This window comes from Sphingobacterium olei, from assembly GCF_005048855.1.
Classification (GTDB): Bacteria; Bacteroidota; Bacteroidia; order Sphingobacteriales; family Sphingobacteriaceae; genus Sphingobacterium; species Sphingobacterium olei.
In genome coordinates, this window is the sequence record NZ_SUME01000012.1 from 113,388 (window position 1) to 132,059 (window position 18,672).

15 protein-coding genes are annotated in these 18,672 nt (G+C 39.3%); 13 read left to right on the top strand and 2 right to left on the bottom strand.

Going from position 1 to position 18,672, the window contains the following annotated elements; translation table 11 throughout:
• Nucleotides 1-16: 16 nt before the first annotated feature.
• The 13 genes from FAZ15_RS21195 (at nt 17) to FAZ15_RS21255 (ending at nt 14,988) form a co-directional block, all read left to right on the top strand.
• Nucleotides 17-499 (top strand): hypothetical protein, encoded by a 483-nt coding sequence (locus FAZ15_RS21195; protein ID WP_136903377.1) that lies wholly within the window; start codon nt 17-19, stop codon nt 497-499.
• A gap of 78 nt (nt 500-577) precedes the next feature.
• Entirely contained in the window at nt 578-1,921 is a 1,344-nt protein-coding gene (locus FAZ15_RS21200) for a deoxyguanosinetriphosphate triphosphohydrolase (RefSeq protein WP_136903378.1), read from the top strand.
• A gap of 107 nt (nt 1,922-2,028) precedes the next feature.
• Nucleotides 2,029-2,313, top strand: coding sequence for a DUF6364 family protein (locus FAZ15_RS21205; protein WP_238387335.1), 285 nt, complete (start codon nt 2,029-2,031; stop codon nt 2,311-2,313).
• A complete protein-coding gene (locus FAZ15_RS21210) occupies nt 2,310-2,720 on the top strand; it encodes a PIN domain-containing protein (RefSeq protein ID WP_136903379.1) in 411 nt (136 codons plus the stop codon). The genes FAZ15_RS21205 and FAZ15_RS21210 overlap by 4 nt, the downstream gene beginning before the upstream one ends.
• A 77-nt stretch (nt 2,721-2,797) precedes the next feature.
• Entirely contained in the window at nt 2,798-4,909 is a 2,112-nt protein-coding gene (locus FAZ15_RS21215; protein ID WP_136903380.1) for a type IA DNA topoisomerase, read from the top strand.
• Nucleotides 4,910-4,947: 38 nt separating this feature from the next.
• A complete protein-coding gene (locus tag FAZ15_RS21220) occupies nt 4,948-5,598 on the top strand; it encodes an alpha/beta fold hydrolase (protein ID WP_136903381.1) in 651 nt (216 codons plus the stop codon).
• A 113-nt stretch (nt 5,599-5,711) separates the two neighbouring features.
• The gene (locus tag FAZ15_RS21225; protein WP_136903382.1) at nt 5,712-6,695 is read left to right on the top strand and encodes a hypothetical protein; all 984 of its coding nucleotides are present in this window, start codon (nt 5,712-5,714) and stop codon (nt 6,693-6,695) included.
• A gap of 140 nt (nt 6,696-6,835) precedes the next feature.
• Nucleotides 6,836-7,207, top strand: a complete 372-nt coding sequence (locus FAZ15_RS21230) for an energy transducer TonB (RefSeq protein ID WP_162305022.1) — start codon at nt 6,836-6,838, stop codon at nt 7,205-7,207.
• A gap of 89 nt (nt 7,208-7,296) precedes the next feature.
• Nucleotides 7,297-8,712 (top strand): sensor histidine kinase, encoded by a 1,416-nt coding sequence (locus FAZ15_RS21235; RefSeq protein ID WP_238387336.1) that lies wholly within the window; start codon nt 7,297-7,299, stop codon nt 8,710-8,712.
• Between the two features lie 14 nt (nt 8,713-8,726).
• Nucleotides 8,727-9,416, top strand: coding sequence for a response regulator transcription factor (locus FAZ15_RS21240; RefSeq protein ID WP_136903385.1), 690 nt, complete (start codon nt 8,727-8,729; stop codon nt 9,414-9,416).
• A 206-nt stretch (nt 9,417-9,622) separates the two neighbouring features.
• Nucleotides 9,623-11,950: a GH92 family glycosyl hydrolase gene (locus tag FAZ15_RS21245; RefSeq protein ID WP_136903386.1), complete on the top strand. Its 2,328-nt coding sequence runs from the start codon at nt 9,623-9,625 to the stop codon at nt 11,948-11,950.
• Nucleotides 11,951-11,953: 3 nt separating this feature from the next.
• On the top strand, nt 11,954-12,679 hold the full coding sequence (locus tag FAZ15_RS21250) for a basic secretory protein-like protein (RefSeq protein WP_136903387.1): 726 nt from the start codon (nt 11,954-11,956) through the stop codon (nt 12,677-12,679).
• A gap of 14 nt (nt 12,680-12,693) precedes the next feature.
• Complete coding sequence (locus FAZ15_RS21255) at nt 12,694-14,988, top strand: GH92 family glycosyl hydrolase (protein WP_136903388.1); 2,295 nt, start codon at nt 12,694-12,696, stop codon at nt 14,986-14,988.
• 57 nt (nt 14,989-15,045) lie between these two features.
• On the opposite strand, the gene lat is transcribed toward FAZ15_RS21255, so the two are convergent.
• Both lat and amaB read right to left on the bottom strand, forming a co-directional pair.
• On the bottom strand, nt 15,046-16,332 hold the full coding sequence (gene lat, locus FAZ15_RS21260) for an L-lysine 6-transaminase (protein ID WP_238387337.1): 1,287 nt from the start codon (nt 16,330-16,332) through the stop codon (nt 15,046-15,048).
• 19 nt (nt 16,333-16,351) lie between these two features.
• Nucleotides 16,352-17,881, bottom strand: a complete 1,530-nt coding sequence (gene amaB, locus FAZ15_RS21265; protein WP_136903389.1) for an L-piperidine-6-carboxylate dehydrogenase — start codon at nt 17,879-17,881, stop codon at nt 16,352-16,354.
• Nucleotides 17,882-18,672 lie beyond the last annotated feature (791 nt).

Consider the following 18,672-nt stretch of genomic DNA (forward strand, 5'->3'; position numbering starts at 1 on the left):
ATTATTGAATAATATTATGGTTCATCAAAAATCCTTTTACGTATTTTATTTTTACGGTCTGCTATTTCTTGTATTATATGGATTGGGTATTGGTAAACCGTATTCGGCTACAGTTCAAGGTGCGCTCTCTTTTCTTGTTTTTGATCTTCATCAAATGTTCAAACTATTGTTTATCTTTTCATTTGGCTGGGCTCTGCTTTATCAACTTACATTAAAATGGATGTATTTGGCAAATTGGATTTCGGCACATGTACTGTTGTACACCTGTCTCTGTATTTCGTTGACGGTCTATTGTTATTACGATTCCGCATTCCTTAGGCAATTGCAACTGGTAGAATATAGTGTGGATGGTGAGTGGAGCCGATTGGTCGCTAAAAATGCTACAATAAGACGAAACTTTACTATTTTGTTTATCATCTTATTGCTGGGGCAAGCGGTTTATATTGTTAATCTTGTTGCCGGATTATTGTCTAGAGGAAAGAACCGCGTTTTGCAGTAATTACAAACCTTTTTTTAAATATTTTGACTTAGATAAAAGCATTTTATCTAAGTTTGCTCAGCAAAATCTGAATATTATATGAACTGGAAACAACTGTTATCTGCAAAGCGATGGGGCTATGAAGCGCGTATACCGAATGATCAATTTGATGCGCGTTCTGAATTCCAACGAGATTATGATCGGTTGGTTTTTTCGTCCCCATTTCGTCGTTTACAGAATAAAACACAAGTTTTTCCGCTTCCGGGAGCGGTATTTGTGCATAACAGATTGACCCATAGTCTAGAGGTAGCCAGTGTAGGAAGATCGTTAGGAAGGCTATTTTATAATCTGATGAAACAACAGAATCCAGATCTCGATTCGGAATATCCTTTTTTACAGGAAGTGGGGAATATTGTTTCCGCGGCATGTTTATCCCACGATTTAGGGAATCCCGCCTTTGGACACTCAGGTGAAGCTGCTATATCGTCTTTTTTTACCGAAGGAAAAGGACAGGATTATCAAAAGGAAATGACCGAAGAAGAGTGGGCAGATCTAACCCATTTTGAGGGCAATGCAAATGCATTGCGAATTTTGACACACCCTTTTAATGGAAAGGATGGCAAAGGCTTTGCGTTGACTTATGCCACGCTGGCTTCCATCGTGAAGTATCCTTGTGCGGCCATCGATGGACATGTTAAAGGAAATCATCACCGCAAGAAATATGGTTTTTTTGATTCGGAGAAAGAGGCATTTGAAAAAATAGTAACCGAATTGGGCTTGGAGAAAGATCCTACTAATCCACGGGGCTATTTACGTCATCCATTGGTGTATTTGGTAGAAGCTGCAGATGATATCTGTTATAATATCATCGACCTGGAAGATGCACATCATCTGAAAATACTTTCCTATGAGGAGGTAGAGGAATTGTTGCTGCCTTTATGCGGAGGCGGAGGTCTGAGAGGTCGATTAGCTGGATTGGCAGATAGTGGTAGCCGGGTGGAATTGTTGCGGGCCAAAGCGATCAATACCTTGATCAATGGTTGTGCAGGAGTTTTTGCCCGAAATCAGGATAAGTTTCTGGCGGGTACATTTGAAAAACCACTGATGGATGCATTAGATTCGCAAATAGTAGCGCAGATGGAGCGAATAGAAGAAATATCGGTAAAGCGCATCTATAATGCACCAACAGTAGTACAAATAGAAATAGCGGGTTTCAAAGTAATGAATGCCTTGCTGGAAGAATTTATTCCGGCTTACCTGAAAGCAGATAAAGGTCACTTTGATAAAAAGATCGTCGCCATGATTCCACAACAATTTCATACTGATAGAACGGATACGTATTCGAAAATCCGTGCCGTATTAGATTATGTCTCCGGGATGACCGATATCTATGCCGTAGATTTGTATCGGAAGATGAAAGGCATTTCAATACCGTCGCTGTAGTTTTTTGAATTTTACTTTTTCTATTTGGTATCCGAGCGTGCAAAGCATTTGATCTAAGTTTGTTTTTTACGTATAAAAATTTTATTTTTGTCGTATAAAAATACTTTGTGAAACTAATACCGAAAGGAGAGTATATTATGGATGCTAAAATCACGTTGTCATTTGACGAGCAGGTTATAAAAGAGGCCAAAGCTTTTGCTACAAAAAATGGCGTGAGCCTGTCCCGTCTCACCGAGTTTATATACAAACAGATAACTTCTGATAATTATAAATCGCTGGATGAATTACCTATTGCGGATTGGATCAATACCATCGCCGAAGAAGGCATCGAATATACAAAGACCCCTTCCCGCAAACGCCTGAAATCCGAGTTTTATAATGCCAAGAAATGAGAATTTTTGTCGATGCCAATGTTATTGTGACGGTGTTGAATAGGCAATACCCCTTGTTTCCATATGCTGCGCGTATTTTAAGCCTGTCGGACAATCCGAGGTATAAGATTTATACTTCTCCCATCTGTCTTGCCATCGCCTTTTACTTTGCTGAAAAGAAAAGCGGTACCCTGCAAGCCAAAAGTAAAATCGCCGTATTGTCCGAAAAATTGGAGATTACTACAACGGATATGGATGCGGTACGGTCGACTGTTGAAAATACTGCCATCCATGATTTTGAAGACGGGCTGGAATATTATGCGGCACTTTGCTCGTCTTGTGAAATGATTATATCGGAAGATGTGTCGGATTTTTATTTTTCAGAAATTCCGGTGCAGAATTGTGAAACCTTTTTGAAATATATATAGAAGCGCGGCATGCGTATTTCGATGTGCGAATAGTGTCTCAAATCGCACTATGCACTACTCAATAGTACTACAAAAAAATGAAAGTTGTAATAGCGGAAAAGCCTTCAGTGGCTCGGGATCTGGCTCGTGTGATGGGGGCAAAGGAAGTGAAAGATGGATACATCGCCGGCAATGGCTATGCATTTACTTATGCTTTTGGACACTTGGTGCAATTGTGTACACCTCAGGCCTATGGCTATAATACCTGGTCGGTTTCGAACCTGCCTATTATTCCTCAGCAGTTTCGTTTGGAAGCAAAAAAAATCAGGAAAGACGGAAAGCAAATAGATGATGCCGGAGCTGTGAAGCAGTTGAATACCATTAAAAAGTTGCTGGATGAAGCCGAGGAAATCATTGTAGCAACGGATGCTGGGCGAGAAGGGGAATTGATATTTCGTAACATTTATTATTATTTGGGATCTAAAGTTCCTTTCAAGAGGCTTTGGATTTCCTCCCAAACGGACAAAGCAATCAAAGAAGGTTTTGCGAAGCTTAAAGCAGGAACGGAATATGACAGCTTATACATGTCGGCTCGTTCGCGTTCGGAATCCGATTGGCTGATTGGTATCAATGCAACGCAGGCGATTACTTTAGCAGCCGGTAATCGTGGGCTGCTTTCTTTAGGACGAGTGCAGACGCCAACTTTAGCGATGATCTGTTCCCGCTATCTGGAGAATAAGGACTTCAAACCGCAGGCATTTTTTAAGATACAAGCGGGGTTTGAAAAGGATAACATTAAATTTAAGGCAACCTCAGACAAGATTGAAAAGCGGGAAGTTGCAGCAGAAGCTATTTCAAAGATAACGGTTGGTTCGCAAGCAAAGGTTTTAAAAGTTGAAGCCAAAGAAACCAAAGAGCAGCCCCCATTGTTGTTCGATTTGACTTCGTTACAGCAGGATGCGAACAAGAAATTTGGTTATTCGGCAGATCAAACGCTAAGTATTGCGCAGACACTTTATGAAAAAAAAGTGATTACCTATCCACGTACAGGGTCACGGTACATCGGAGAGGACGTTTTCGAAAATATCGAAGAGTTATTCCAGCATCTAGCCAATACAGCAGAAGAAAGTATAGCAACAATTTCGCGCAATTTGATAGGAGCAAAGCTGAATAAACGGTCGGTCGATGATAAAAAAGTAACGGATCACCATGCGCTATTGGTTACGGAGGAAAAGCCCGGACCTATGGTAAAAGAACAGCAAAACATTTACAATATGATTGCTAAGCGCATGGTCGAAAGTTTTTCAGAGATTTGTTTGAAAGATATTACCACCGTCACTATCGATGCGTATGGAGTGGAATTGATCGCAAAGGGAACTGTTATACGTCAATATGGCTGGCGCTTATCTGCAGATCAAGTGGAATTGCCTGATGAAGATAAAAATGCGGATGATCAGGACAACGAAAATGCCCAACTTCCAAAGCTTTCCAGTGAAGAATTATTAGAAATACTCACCTTAGAATTAGCGGAGCGGTTTACCAAAGCCAGACCTATTCATACGGAAGCTTCTTTGTTGAAAGCTATGGAAACCTCGGGAAAAGAGATTGAAGATGATGAGATGCGGCAGGCCATGAAAGATTGTGGACTTGGTACACCTGCTACGCGTGCGGCAACGATTGAAACGTTATTTCAACGCGATTATATCAAACGCGATAAGAAGAAATTGATTCCCACAGAAAAGGGACTGACGGTTTACAATCTGGTGAAAGATCGCTCCATTTCGAAAGTGACCCTGACAGGTAAATGGGAACAGAAATTGGAAGAAATGCGTGCGAATAAAGTTTCGTATGATGTGTTTATGAAGCACATTAAGGATTATACGGCCAAGATCACAAAAGAGCTGTTGCAGCTTCGCATCTCTATTGCTCAAGAGGAAGTGAAACCACAGCAAAAAGGAGAAATTAAATGTCCAAAATGTCAGTCCGGTTCTATTTTGCTTTATGAAAAGGTTGCTCAATGTGATCATTACGCAAGAGGTTGCGATTTTAAAATTTGGCGCGTATTAAACGGAGTTTTGTTGGAGGAAAAGGAAATGAAAAACTTATTGGAGAAGGGCAAAACTTCTGAACTTAAAGGTGTGAAGACCAAGGAAGGAAATATCGTTGATGCACCTCTAGTTTTTGAAAATTTTAAAGTGAATGTGGGATAGTTTTTTTAAATGTTACTTTTAAAAGATAGATGTAAAACATGTCCAAACAAGTCTTTGCTTTTTCGGGATTAGGTGCTGATAAACGGGTATTCCAACAGTTGGATTTTTCAGACATGGAGGTCATTCATATCAAGTGGTTACAACCGAGGGAAGAAGAATATCTAGGAAGCTATGTGCATCGCTTAGCGGAACATTACCATATTCCCAAACACGGTGCCACCGTTATTGGTCTTTCTTTCGGAGGAATATGCGTATCTGAATTAGCTAAAACATATGATTTTGAAAAAATTGTCTTGCTGTCTTCAGCAAAAACGAAAATGGAACTACCGAAGTCGTATGCATTGACAAGTTTGTTATCACTTCATAAGCTTATTCCAGAGACGCAGTTGACTAAACCTAATGCGTTGCTCGATTGGTTATTTGGTGTTTCTTCTACGCATGATAGGGAAACCCTGGCAGATATTATTCAAGATACAGATGTTAAATTTCTGAAATGGGCAATCCATCGTATCGCCAACTGGAAAAATACGGTCGTACCGACAAGCTGTCTGCATATTCATGGAGATAAGGATCGGATTATTCCTATTCGCAATGTAGATTATTCTATTAAAATTAAGGGGGGTGGACATTTTATGACCCTAAACAAAGCCGAAGAGATCTCTTTTCATGTTCGGAATTATATATTGTAAAGAAAAAATGCAGTGAGACACAGGTATGTGATGTAAATTAGTAATGGAGTACGTTTCAAACTTTATTTTTCAATGACTTTACTCTTCATAAAACCTGTACCTTTGTGCACGATATGGCAACAAAACTTTACAATCCTTTTTTAGATTTTAAATTTGACAACAAAACCTGTTTCCTTACGGGGCAAGAGTTACAGTCTCCTGATGAACAGATACAGGTTTTTCCAGTTTGGATGATGCGCGCCTTTGATCTGGAGGAGAAGCCATTTAAAATGTTGGATGAGAGTTTTATGACCTATAAACAATTGCAGCTTCCCTCTTCGGTTTCGACTGCATTGGCATTTGAAAATGTAGAAAGACAAGTGGAGCAGGCTATGGGACAAGGATTTGACGCTGTAAAGAAATTAGATGATATCACGTTGTTCCAATGGGTATCCAAAATTTTATATGGCGTAGTCTTCAATGAGATCCAAGTCGGTATTCGTCAAGCTTTGTTGTCGGGCGAGTCCATGAACTTTTCGCAAGCACTGGTACATAAATTTCGCAATCTTCATGCGATGTTACAGTCCGTTGTGGTACCCATGGAATTTGAACATCAAAATCCATTTAGTATTCAGGTTTTTTCCGTAGAAAATGCACCTGAAACTTTTTTATACCGGGACGAAATCAATACCTTGGTATTCTCTTTACGGATGAATGATTTTGCGATCATAGCGACATTGCAAGATAATGGTACGCATGGTATCTATCATGAAGACGCATTGGAAAAAATAGCAAGGTACACGTTGCATCCAATACAATTTGAGGAAATATGTGCCCGTTATTTCTATTCTGCCTACCTTTTTAACCGTTTACCTGAATATACTTACATGGAAACACCGCAAAAAGTTTTCGTGGAACCCATGCCTTTAAACGACTTCACATTAAAACCTATTTTTGACAATTGGGTCGTAAAAACATACGGGCAAGTGTTGGAGAATTTTTGGAAGCCATGGGGATATCTTTTGTTTGAAATCATTAAAAATCCCGAACAACCCATGACATTCCTAACGGATGAACAAGATAATTTTAGAGAAAAAATAGATTTGCCGTTGAATTAATCTAACAGATTGTTCGTAACTTGAAGGATTGAACGTTAATAGGATAAAAGGAGGTGGTTATGAAATGGTTTTGTTTAAGTATGTGTACTTGTGTGTTGCTAAGTTTTACAACTAAAAGCAGTATTTCTGTTTCTAAAATAATGCGCTGCTTGCAAGACACATCAGTAGTTGAACATGTAGATGTGTATCCTCAATTTAAAGGAGGGGTGAAAAGATGGAACGAATTCCTTAGCCGGAATTTAGACATCCGAAAGGCAATTTATGCAATGGACAGTACCGCTTATGTTGATTACGGTATTAAACAAACAGCAATTTTGGAGTTTACGGTTTGCGAAAACGGAGAAGTTTGTGATGTGGAAATTGTAAATCAACATAAAATAAGCCCTGAATTTGCGGAAGAAGCATTGCGTGTGATGAATAAATCGCCAAAATGGGTGCCTGGATTGGTTGAAGGTAAACCTGTTCGCGCGCGATTTAGACAGTCGGTAACGGCCATATTACAGGAACAATAAATTAAATGCAAGGTGTTTAATAGCAAATGATAGATCGCTGCGTAAAATTTAAGAATCCAAAGCATTTTACTTAAGTTTGGATGCTGCTAATGTCAGCGTTGTTGTCCTTGATCATGTATATCCGCGAATATAAATACAAAATACTAGCCTTTTCGGCACTTTTTTTCTTAATTCTCATACAGTTTAAGTTCTTGATTTCAACATATGAGATCAGAAATTCGCAATATTTCTTTGCAGAAAAGGAGTTGCTAAATAGAAGATATAGAGAGAGCATCGTTAATGACTACGTTTATCCGGGAGGAAAAAAAATAATTGATAATATACTATTAACCGAAATAGATACCCTTTCTGTTTTGTATAATAGCGATAAAAATAATTTTAAATCCTATAGCGATTCGTTGTATAAAAAGATAATATACGACTTAAGGAATGGTTCCAAAGGGGACACGTTCTTTACATCTTTGGTGATGGGAAGCCTCAATGAAGAACAACTTCTGTATTGTATCACACTGCGAGATTTAAGTGTCACGGTCGATGGAGTAAACTATATTGCTCTTTATCCGCAAGATCAGAATGAACGTTCCGATATGCCGATAAATGGAAGTCTAGATGATTTCAGTAAAGAAAATGAAGTTTCCAATATATCTGTTAGCAGCCCTGATCCAAAAACATATAGAATATCATATGGATTGTATGTAGATCATGTATCTAGACGTATCAACTTGATACAGCAAATGCTTCCCATTTTTTTCTTTTCATTGGTCAGTGTGGCTATGATTATAATAATTTATGTTATGATCTATCAAAATTGGCGTAAGCAGAAACGCCTTACCATGATGACGACAGATTTTCTGAACAGTGTAACACATGAATTCAATACACCCCTTGCTTCCATCATCGTCGCCAATCAATCCTTGAAAAATTTACAGATTGAAGACGAAAAACTGCAATTGATACATGCTGTAATCCAAAGGCAATCGCTGAGGTTACAGCGATTAATTAACCAGACGATCAGTGTCACGAAGTTGGAAGAGGAATCGGTAGAAAGGAGTTTTTACGATATTCAGGATCTGCTACGTCAGATCTTGTACGATTACAACATTAATAAGACCAGCGAGGTTGATATCCGATTTGATGATCAGGTTAGATCTTCTGCGCAGCCCATATTATTAAATGAGTTTCTCTTCACTACGCTTGTTTTTAATTTGCTGGAGAATGCAGTGAAATTCAATGCGAATAAAAAAAAACGTATCGATGTTGTACTGAGGCGTTTGAACAATGAATTACAAATTTCTATCTCAGACAATGGAATAGGGATTAGTGAAAAAGCGAGAAATAAAGTGTTTGAACAATTCTACAGGGAATCGGGAGAATTAAAAAAATCGGGATTGGGGTTGGGACTGTTTTATGTCAAGAAAATTGTTGAGTTTCACAAGTGGCGAATCAAATTGAATAGTGCACTTGGAAAAGGGTCAGAATTTATTATTATTATATCTCGGGATTAGATTTTCAAGGTACTATGAAAAGCAAGTTGTTGTTTGTTGAAGACGAAATAGATCTAGGTATGCTAACCAAGCAGTACCTGGAGATCTCTGGCCTTGATATTATATGGTATAATAATGCCGAAGATGCTTTGACCCGCTATAAAGATGACCCTGAATTTGCCTTAGCAATCATTGATGTTACGCTACCGGGAATGGATGGTTTTTCATTGGTACGGGAAATGTTGAAAATAAACTATAGTCAAAGTTTTTTGTTTCTCACTGCTCGGAATAGTAAGCAAGACCGTCTTAATGGGTTGAAAATAGGAGCAGACGATTATGTCAATAAGCCCTTTGACATCGAGGAGCTTTTATTGCGGATCAAGAATATTCTAAAAAGGCAGGGAGGGGGTGTGCCTGTTCAAGATTTTATTCTAATTGGTGATATCACCTTTTTTAAAGATACATTGAAACTTGTTTTTCCAAATGGAGATCATATTCACCTTACCGCCCGGGAAGCTGAATTATGGGATCTTTTTGCGAGAAATGTGAATGTAATGCTTAGCAGGGAACAGATTTTGGTTGATATTTGGGGAGAGAACGATTATTTTTTAGGAAGAAGTTTAGATGTATTTATTTCTCGCATTCGTAAACTTCTTCAATATTCTACATGCGTAAAATTATCTACTGTCTATGGTAAAGGATTTATATTTGAAGTAAGTTCATAACTTAAAATACTATCGTTAACAATTCATTAACAGCTATTCTGATTTTTCATAATTATTTTAGCTAATACCTTTTAGTTATTATTGAGCCAAAATGAGAGGCCGCTTTTTAAAATACGGAAGTTTTAAAAATATTTATTAGTTAACCTAAATATACATAAGAAATCTACCAATACACAAGACGATAAGTTAAGTATATAAATAAAAAAATGAAAAAGAACACAATTAAAAACTTGCTTTGTGTAGTTATAGGGTTTGGGACGTTAGTTCCAAGCCCTATACTAGCACAAAAGCTGAATGGAAAACCTGTCGATCCAGTCGATTTGGTCAATCCGCTCATGGGTACCGAATCTAAACCATCCCTATCCAATGGAAATACTTATCCTGCTGTTGGTCTTCCTTGGGGAATGAATATGTGGACTCCACAAACCGGCAAAAATGGTGATGGATGGCAATATACGTATGCTTCGGACAAAATCCGTGGGTTAAAACAAACTCATCAACCATCTCCTTGGATGAATGACTATGGTCAGTTTTCGTTGATGCCCGTAACAGGAAAAGGGGCATTTGATCAAGACGAGCGTGCGAGCTGGTTTTCCCACAAAGCTGAAAAATCAACACCATATTATTATTCTGTTTATTTAGCGGATCATGATGTCACAGCAGAGGTAACGCCAACAGAGCGAGCAGCTTATTTCAGGTTTACTTATAGCCAAACGGATAGTGCGTTTGTGGTACTCGATGCATTTGATAAGGGATCGGAGGTTCAGATCATTCCTGAAAAAAATATGGTAATTGGTTATTCCTCACGTTATTCCCGAGGTAAGTTGCCGAATTTTAAGAACTACTTTGTTTTGGTGTTTGACCAGCCTTTCGATAATTTTTCGACATGGGAAGACAAAAATCGGTTTAACAATAAAACAAAATCTCAAAGCAATCATACCGGAGCTATTTTAGGCTTTAAAGTGAAGGGCAAAAATAATCCTATCCATGTGAAAGTCGCCTCGTCTTTCATCAGTCCAGAGCAGGCTCTCCTGAACTTAAAAGAGATCGGCGATCGTGACTTTGAGGGAGTGAAGAAGGATGGACGAGCTATTTGGAACGAGAAATTGAGCCAGCTGGCGGTCGAAGGAGATAATATTGATCAGATGCGGACCTTTTACTCCACCCTATATCGCACTTTATTCTTCCCGAATAAATTATATGAGATAAACGAAGCAGGTGAAAAAGTACACTATAGCCCCTATAATGGGAAAGTACTGCCAGGTTATTTGTTCGGAGGAACGGGGTTTTGGGATACGTTTAGAGCACTATATCCTTTTTTGAACTTAATGTATCCGTCGATTAATGTTGAAATGCAAGAAGGCCTCCGCAATGCCTATTTGGAAGGTGGTTTCCTTCCAGAATGGAGTAGCCCAGGATTTGCAGATATCATGATCGGAAATAATTCGGCTTCTGTAGTTTCTGATGCTTACATGAAAGGACTCCGTGGCTATGATATTGAGACTTTATATGAAGCATTAAAGCACGGTGCAAATAATGAGGGGCCAATGACTGCTGTAGGTCGGAAAGGTGTTCAATATTATAATGACTTAGGATACGTTCCTTATGATGTTGGAATTAATGAAAATGCGGCTCGGACGCTTGAGTATGCTTATGATGATTTTACAATTTATCAATTGGCGAAAGCGTTAAAAAAACCAAAAGCGGATATTGAATTATATGCCAAACGTGCACAGAATTATCGAAATCTATTTGATCCGTCTACGAATTTAATGAGAGGGAAGAATAAGGATGGAAATTTTCAAAGTCCGTTTAATCCGCTAAAGTGGGGCGATGCATTTACTGAGGGCAATAGCTGGCATTATTCATGGAGTGTGTTTCATGATGTACAAGGGCTCATTGATTTGATGGGAGGGGAGAAAGTCTTTACACACATGTTGGATAGTGTATTTAATCAGAAACCGGATTTTGATGACAGCTATTATGGCGGAACGATTCATGAAATACGTGAAATGCAAATCGCAGACATGGGACAATACGCACATGGTAACCAGCCTATTCAACATATGATTTACCTTTATAATTACAGTGGCGAGCCATGGAAAGCCCAATATTGGATCAGACAGGTACTGGACCGGATGTACAAGGCAACACCAGATGGCTATTGTGGGGATGAGGATAACGGACAGACCTCGGCCTGGTATGTGTTTTCATCTTTAGGCTTCTACCCCGTTTGTCCGGCTACGGATGAATATGTATTGGGTGCGCCATTGTTTCCCAAAGTGACATTAACGTTAGAAAACGGTAAAACAATTGAAATCACATCTACAAATTCAAGTAATGAAAATGTATATGTAAATGATTTAAAAATTGATGGTAAATCACACGATAAAAATTGGTTAAGCCATGCTTCCTTGATGAAAGGCGCAAAATTAACTTTTGATATGTCAAAAAATCCGAATAAAACGCGCGGTATTACTAAATCTGCAGTTCCTTATTCGATGTCCAATGAATTAAAAAGTGCTAAAAAATAAATTATGAATCGAAATATTTTTATTAAAATTTTAACATTTATTGTCATCATCGGATCTGTTCATACGCTTAAAGCACAGGGATGGGGTGACACACAACAGGATTTGAAAAGTGCGGTAGATGTTGACACCATTACTAAGGGGAAGTTTACATTAGTTTGGATCAATAAAGACAAGGATTTCAGTCCGACGCTGAAGCAGGAACTAATCGAAGTTTATTTCTTGAATTATCCAAAGCAAGCAAAGAAATACAACAAGAACACGCGTAAATCGGTTACATTTGTAATAGATCCTGATTATGATGGCGTAGCTGCAGCAGCAGGGGGAGTGATACGCTACAATCCAGCATGGTTTGTCAAGAATCCAAGGGATATCGATGTTGTTACACATGAAATAATGCACATCGTTCAAGAATATCCGCATAGAGCAGGTCCTGGTTGGATTACGGAAGGAATTGCCGACTATGTACGCCATGTGATGGGAGTAGACAATGAAGGGGCAAATTGGAAATTAACGGAATTTAATGAAAAGCATTCATACAAAGATGCTTATCGGATTACTGCACGTTTTTTTTATTGGATTGAACAAAATTACGATAAGAAGTTAGTGGTTAAATTAGATAAAGCTATGCGCACGAAACAATATACACCTGATTTTTGGAAAAAGAACACAGGAAAGACTATTGACGAGTTGTGGACGAGCTATGCGCAAAATCCTAAGTTGAAATCTTAAAATCCAGCGAACTGATGTTAAAATTTATATTGATCATTGCCTTATTGATATCTGTTTCGGATTCTCCTTTTGCGCAGCAGCGAAAGTTGGTCGATTACGTTAATCCGCTAATAGGGACAGCTAAAATGGGGCATACATTTCCAGGCGCTACTGTGCCATTTGGTGCGGTGCAGCTTAGTCCCGATACGGACACAATCCCATATGCCGTCGACGGCAAATATAATGGAGATGTTTATAAATATTGCGCAGGCTACCAATACAGCGACCCTACTATTGTGGGATTTAGTCACACGCATTTTAGCGGCACAGGACATTCAGACCTAGGCGATATTTTGGTGATGCCGACGCAAGGGAAATTACAGTTAAATCCCGGCACAGCCGATCGGCCGCTTGAGGGCTACCGTTCGCTTTATCGTCACGATACCGAAGTAGCTAAGCCGAATTTCTATCAAGTAGTCTTGGATGATCATAATATAAAGGCTGAATTGACTACGTCGACCCGCGTGGGGCTGCATCGATATACGTTTCCTAAATCTGCCGAATCTCATATTATTGTCGATTTGACTTCGGGGATTTACAATTACGACGGTAAAAATGTATGGACAGTACTCAAAGTTCATAACGATTCTTTGATTACCGGATATCGACAAACAAATGGTTGGGCGAGAACGCGGATCGTTTATTTTGCGATTCGGACATCTAAACCGTTTAAAAATTATGGTTCAGGTCAGTTTGACGGCAACCAAGTGTATAGGGGATTTTGGCGTAAGTTTGACCAGCGTAGCAACTTCCCCGATCTAGCGGGGCACAACCTCAAACTACATCTTGACTTTGATACTGAAGAACAGGAGTCTATTCTGATGAAAGTTGCCTTAAGTCCGGTAAGTATGACTAATGCCATAGCTAATATGGAAGCTGAAATTCCGAACTGGAATTTTGAACAGGTTGTTGCAGAGGGGCAATCTGCTTGGGAAAATGAACTCAAAAAGATTGAAGTGGATATGCTTTCTGAAGAAGATATGGTGAATTTCTATACCTCGATGTATCACGCGAGTTTGATGCCTACTATCTATATGGATGTGAACGGTGAATATAAAGGTCTCGATCAAGAGGTTCATAAGGCTGACGGATTTATAAATTACACGTCTTTTTCACTATGGGATACATTTAGGGCATTTCATCCGCTTTTGAATTTAATTAATCCATCACGTAATGCGGATATGGTTTCTTCTATGTTAGCACATTACGACCAAAGTGTACTCAAGATGTTGCCTATTTGGTCACATTATGCCAATGATAATTGGTGTATGAGTGGTTACCATAGTGTTTCGGTTGTGGTAGATGCTATACTAAAAGGTGTATATAAAGGGGATGCGAATGTTGCTCTACAAGCATGTGTACAGACGGCTAACACGCGCAGGTATGAAGGGATTGGTGCTTACATAGACCTTGGCTATGTGCCGGATGATGTATCGGGAACTTCCGTTTCCAATACCCTCGAATATGCTTACGATGATTGGTGTATTGCACAATTGGCAAAAAAGCTAGGTAACCAAGAACTGTATCAGGATTTTTCCAAAAGGGCGGAATCCTGGAAAAATCTCTATGATAGTTCGATCGGATTTATGCGACCCAAAAATAGTAAAGGGGAGTTCCGTCCTAAATTTGATGTGTTAGAGACCCATAACCAAGGTTTTATCGAAGGAAATACATGGAACTATAGTCTGTATGTTCCTCATCAGCCTGTAGAAATGATGAACACTATGGGAGGGGCAAGAAAGCTTGAAAGCTATTTAGATTCTTTATTTACAATGCACCTGCCTGATAAGTATTTTGAACACACAGAAGATATTACTCGAGAAGGCATAATTGGAAACTATGTACACGGAAATGAGCCATCACATCATGTCGCCTATCTCTATAATATTACAAATAGCCCTTGGAAGACACAAGAAAAAGTGAGAACAATTATCAACAATCAATATCATAACGGTGAAGCGGGGTTAGGAGGGAACGACGATTGTGGACAGATGAGTGCATGGTACATTTTCAGCTCCTTGGGATTTTATCCGGTAGCACCTGGAGATGATGCTTATTGGATCGGAAGCCCTCTTGTCAAATCGGCTACGATTGATCTCGAAAGTGGAAAGCAGATACACGTAAACGCCAAGAACCAAGGTACGGAAAACAAATATGTCCGCAAGGTAAGTTGGAATGGGAAGGAAATTAAAGATTTTAAACTCTCATTTGAGCTATTAAGAAATGGCGGGAATCTTGAATTTGAAATGTCAAGTAAACCGAAGAAGTAAGTTGCGTTCGGATGATAACGGAAAGCTCCATGATTTGATTTTCATGGAGCTTTCTTATTAAAGGCTTTTTCTAATAATTTCAAAAGCTTTATCAATATCTTCGATAGAAACGGTAAGATGCGGTCTAAAACGTATACTTTTATCGCCACAGCCTAAGATTAACAATTTGTTTTTGAGTGCTTTTTGAACGAAGTTATCCCTGGATTTTTCGTCTTCAAAATCGAAAGCTGCCAAAAGACCTTTGCCCCGTACATTGGAAACTTGTGGGTAATCTAAGGTCAAGCTTGTCATTTTTTCTAACAGATACTTTCCTTTCTCTTGTGCTTGAGCGACTAGATTTTCGTTCTCGATAACTTCTAATATCAGCTTAAATCGAACCATATCAACCAAATTTCCTCCAAATGTAGAATTAATTCGGCTGGACTCTTTAAAGACATGCTCTTCTACGCGATCAAATTTGCTTCTGTTAGCAAGTATGCCGCATACCTGTGATTTTTTTCCAAATGCAACGATATCAGGAATAATATCGTAATGTTCGTAGCACCACATCTTGCCGGTCATTGCTACCCCCGTTTGTACCTCATCAAGAATGAAGATAATATCATGTTGATCACAGATATTACGGAGTTTTTGAAAAAACTCTTTTCTAAAATGATTATCGCCACCTTCGGCCTGAATCGATTCTATTATTAAACAAGCGACTTCATTTGGATGGTTTCGAATTGCCATTTCAATTTCTTGAATGGATTGTGTTTCTAATTGAATAGTTTTGGCCAAACTTTCTTCCGATAGCGGGAAATGCAATTTTGGGTTGATAATGCGGGGCCAATCGAATTTTGGGAAATACATATGCTTCCGCGGGTCCTTTGTATTCGTTAACGATAAGGTATAGCCTGTGCGGCCGTGGAAAGCCTGTTGAAAATGTATGACTTTTCCTGCCTCTTTGTTAATTCCTTTTGAAAAGTTTATTCGGGTTTTCCAGTCGAAGGCTGCTTTTAGGGCATTCTCAACAGCTAGCCCTCCGCCGTCGATAAAGAAGCAGTAATCCAATTCCTTGGGAATTGCTACGCGTGCAAATGTATCTAAGAAGTCTGCAAATTCCACTGGGTAGATGTCTGACAAAGCGAGCTTGTTAATGGAGACTTTCTTTAGTATCTCCGAATTTGTAACGAGATGTGGGTGGTTGTAGCCAATTGGCGAGGAAGCGAACATGCTGAACATGTCCAAATAAGTTTCGCCATTTATATCCACAACGTAAGAACCGTGTGATTTTTCTAAGTCAATCACTACGGGTAATCCATCTGCTAATATGTGTTTTCCTAATCTTTGATGTATTTCTCTCATAATATGGACGTTCTTTATTTTAAAGGTCAAATTTGATTCCCTGAGCCAAAGGAAGGCTGCTCGTATAGTTAATTGTATTGGTCTGTCTTCGCATATAAACTTTCCAAGCGTCTGATCCCGATTCACGGCCTCCACCTGTTTCCTTTTCGCCTCCAAAAGCTCCCCCTATTTCAGCACCCGAAGTACCGATGTTTACATTGGCAATGCCGCAATCTGAACCATTTTGACTAAGGAATATTTCTGCTTCTCGGAGATTAGTGGTCATGATGGCCGACGATAAACCTTGTCTCACGTTATTTTGCAACTCGATCGCATTGCGCACATCTCCAGAATATTTTATTAAATAGAGTATAGGTGCAAAAGTTTCTTCTTGAACGATATCTAAGTGGTTTTCTACTTCCGCGATAACAGGAGTCACGTAACAGCCGCTTTCATAACCTTCGCCGTCAAGTACACGACCCGTTACTAAAATCTTTCCACCCTGCTCTTTGATTTTGGTTAAAGCATTTACGTATATCTGTACGGCATCGGTGTCGATAAGAGGTCCCATATGATATTGTGTGTCCAAGGGGTCACCGATTTTTATTTGTTTGTAGGCTTCCACGAGAGATTGCTGGACTTTATCATAGATACTTTCATGGACGATCAATCTTCGTGTGCTTGTGCATCGTTGACCTGCGGTACCTACTGCTCCAAATACGGCTCCAATAATTGTCATTTTCAAATCCGCGTTTGGTGTAACGACGATGGCATTATTACCCCCCAGTTCTAAAAGCGTCTTGCCGAATCTTTCAGCTACGGTTATAGCTACTTGACGTCCCATTCGTGTGGAACCTGTTGCTGAAATGAGCGGAATACGACGATCTTTCGAAAGCCAAGTACCAACTTCAGCATCACCTGTAATTAAGGATGAAATACCTTCAGGTAATTTGTTTGATTTTAATATGTCAGCAAGTATATGTTGACAGGCGATTGCACATAAAGGCGTTTTCTCACTCGGTTTCCATACCACAACGTTTCCACAAACTAATGCCAAAGCACTATTCCATGCCCATACGGCCACAGGAAAGTTAAAAGCAGTAATAATCCCGACAATACCTAGGGGGTGATATTGATCGTACATACGATGTCCTGGACGTTCGGAATGAATGGTGTTGCCATAGAGTTGACGAGAAATACCGACAGCAAAATCGCAAATGTCTATCATTTCTTGTACTTCACCCAGCCCTTCCTGATACGATTTTCCCATTTCATAGGATACCAGTTTGCCGAGAGTTGGTTTTGTTTCACGAAGTTTTTCTCCTAGTTGACGGATAACTTCTCCACGTTTTGGAGCAGGAATATCTCTCCAAATCAATTTTGCGTTTTCAGCTTCTTTTATTACCTTTTCATAATCTTTATGGGATGTGCGTTCTATGCGTGCTATGGGTTTACCATTGGTAGGCGAGGAGGAAAGGATCGTATCCTTATTTGTAAACCAATCACTTCCGGTTGAAGTTCCGTAGTTTTTTAATTTGATCCCAAGTATCTTTAATTCTTTTTCTGTCATAAAATCAGTTATAATATTCGATAATGATATAAATATATAGAATAATTTTTTGTTTTTATATGTTTTTGTTGAATTTTTGATATTCGATTTGAGTGGATTTTTTTTATATAAACGAGCTGTAGTAAACTCATTATCCTACAGGGTCTATCTGAAGCTAGTTGTATCGCCATATTATTTTATACGGATTTTACTTGTACTTTCGTATACCTGTTTTCTTCGGACCTTCTTCGGACGTTCTTCGCCCGTTTTTCGGCCATTGCGTTACCGCTGCATCACATTTGTCTTAGGGCTGTCTTACCTTTTCTTGGACAGCCCTAAGATAATTCCAAGTGAATACTAAGGCAAGCCTAATATACCGGGCTAAGAAGGCCGGGTATTGGCCAGAAAAAAGGTTGGGGAAGGTGTTTCCGCTCACCGTATTTTCTTGGAGGAAAGCGGGGTGCTTGTCCTGCCGCCGGTTGCTGCTGCGGCGGGGCGTAAATTTATCGTTCAAACTTCCAGCATGTTACGCTCCGTGGACAAAAAACTTTGTGCGAAAGCTTGGAGGTAATATTATAAAGTTCCTATCTTTGCACCACTCCGCAAGGGAGGAACGGTCGGGCCGGATGGTCCGTCACCTGAAAAAAGGAGGGTTTAACAATAATTAGACGCAGAAACCGGAGAAGGGCCGAAGAAATAAATTTCACATTTATTTTGGAAGTTCGGAAAAGATTTCTACCTTTGCAGTCCCGTCGGAAACGAAGGGGGTTTTAAAAGAGATAAAAATGGCCTTCGGGCCAAGAAATAGAAGC

Bases quoted from the DNA above. Each gene is read 5' to 3' on its own strand.
- FAZ15_RS21195 (WP_136903377.1), top strand. From the start codon at position 17: ATGGTTCATCAAAAATCCTTTTACGTATTTTATTTTTACGGTCTGCTA.
- FAZ15_RS21200 (WP_136903378.1), top strand. From the start codon at position 578: ATGAACTGGAAACAACTGTTATCTGCAAAGCGATGGGGCTATGAAGCG.
- FAZ15_RS21230 (WP_162305022.1), top strand. From the start codon at position 6,836: ATGCGCTGCTTGCAAGACACATCAGTAGTTGAACATGTAGATGTGTAT.
- FAZ15_RS21235 (WP_238387336.1), top strand. From the start codon at position 7,297: ATGTCAGCGTTGTTGTCCTTGATCATGTATATCCGCGAATATAAATAC.
- FAZ15_RS21250 (WP_136903387.1), top strand. From the start codon at position 11,954: ATGAATCGAAATATTTTTATTAAAATTTTAACATTTATTGTCATCATC.
- FAZ15_RS21215 (WP_136903380.1), top strand. From the start codon at position 2,798: ATGAAAGTTGTAATAGCGGAAAAGCCTTCAGTGGCTCGGGATCTGGCT.
- FAZ15_RS21245 (WP_136903386.1), top strand. From the start codon at position 9,623: ATGAAAAAGAACACAATTAAAAACTTGCTTTGTGTAGTTATAGGGTTT.
- FAZ15_RS21210 (WP_136903379.1), top strand. From the start codon at position 2,310: ATGAGAATTTTTGTCGATGCCAATGTTATTGTGACGGTGTTGAATAGG.
- FAZ15_RS21220 (WP_136903381.1), top strand. From the start codon at position 4,948: ATGTCCAAACAAGTCTTTGCTTTTTCGGGATTAGGTGCTGATAAACGG.
- FAZ15_RS21255 (WP_136903388.1), top strand. From the start codon at position 12,694: ATGTTAAAATTTATATTGATCATTGCCTTATTGATATCTGTTTCGGAT.
- FAZ15_RS21225 (WP_136903382.1), top strand. From the start codon at position 5,712: ATGGCAACAAAACTTTACAATCCTTTTTTAGATTTTAAATTTGACAAC.
- FAZ15_RS21240 (WP_136903385.1), top strand. From the start codon at position 8,727: ATGAAAAGCAAGTTGTTGTTTGTTGAAGACGAAATAGATCTAGGTATG.
- lat (WP_238387337.1), bottom strand. From the start codon at position 16,332: ATGAGAGAAATACATCAAAGATTAGGAAAACACATATTAGCAGATGGA.
- amaB (WP_136903389.1), bottom strand. From the start codon at position 17,881: ATGACAGAAAAAGAATTAAAGATACTTGGGATCAAATTAAAAAACTAC.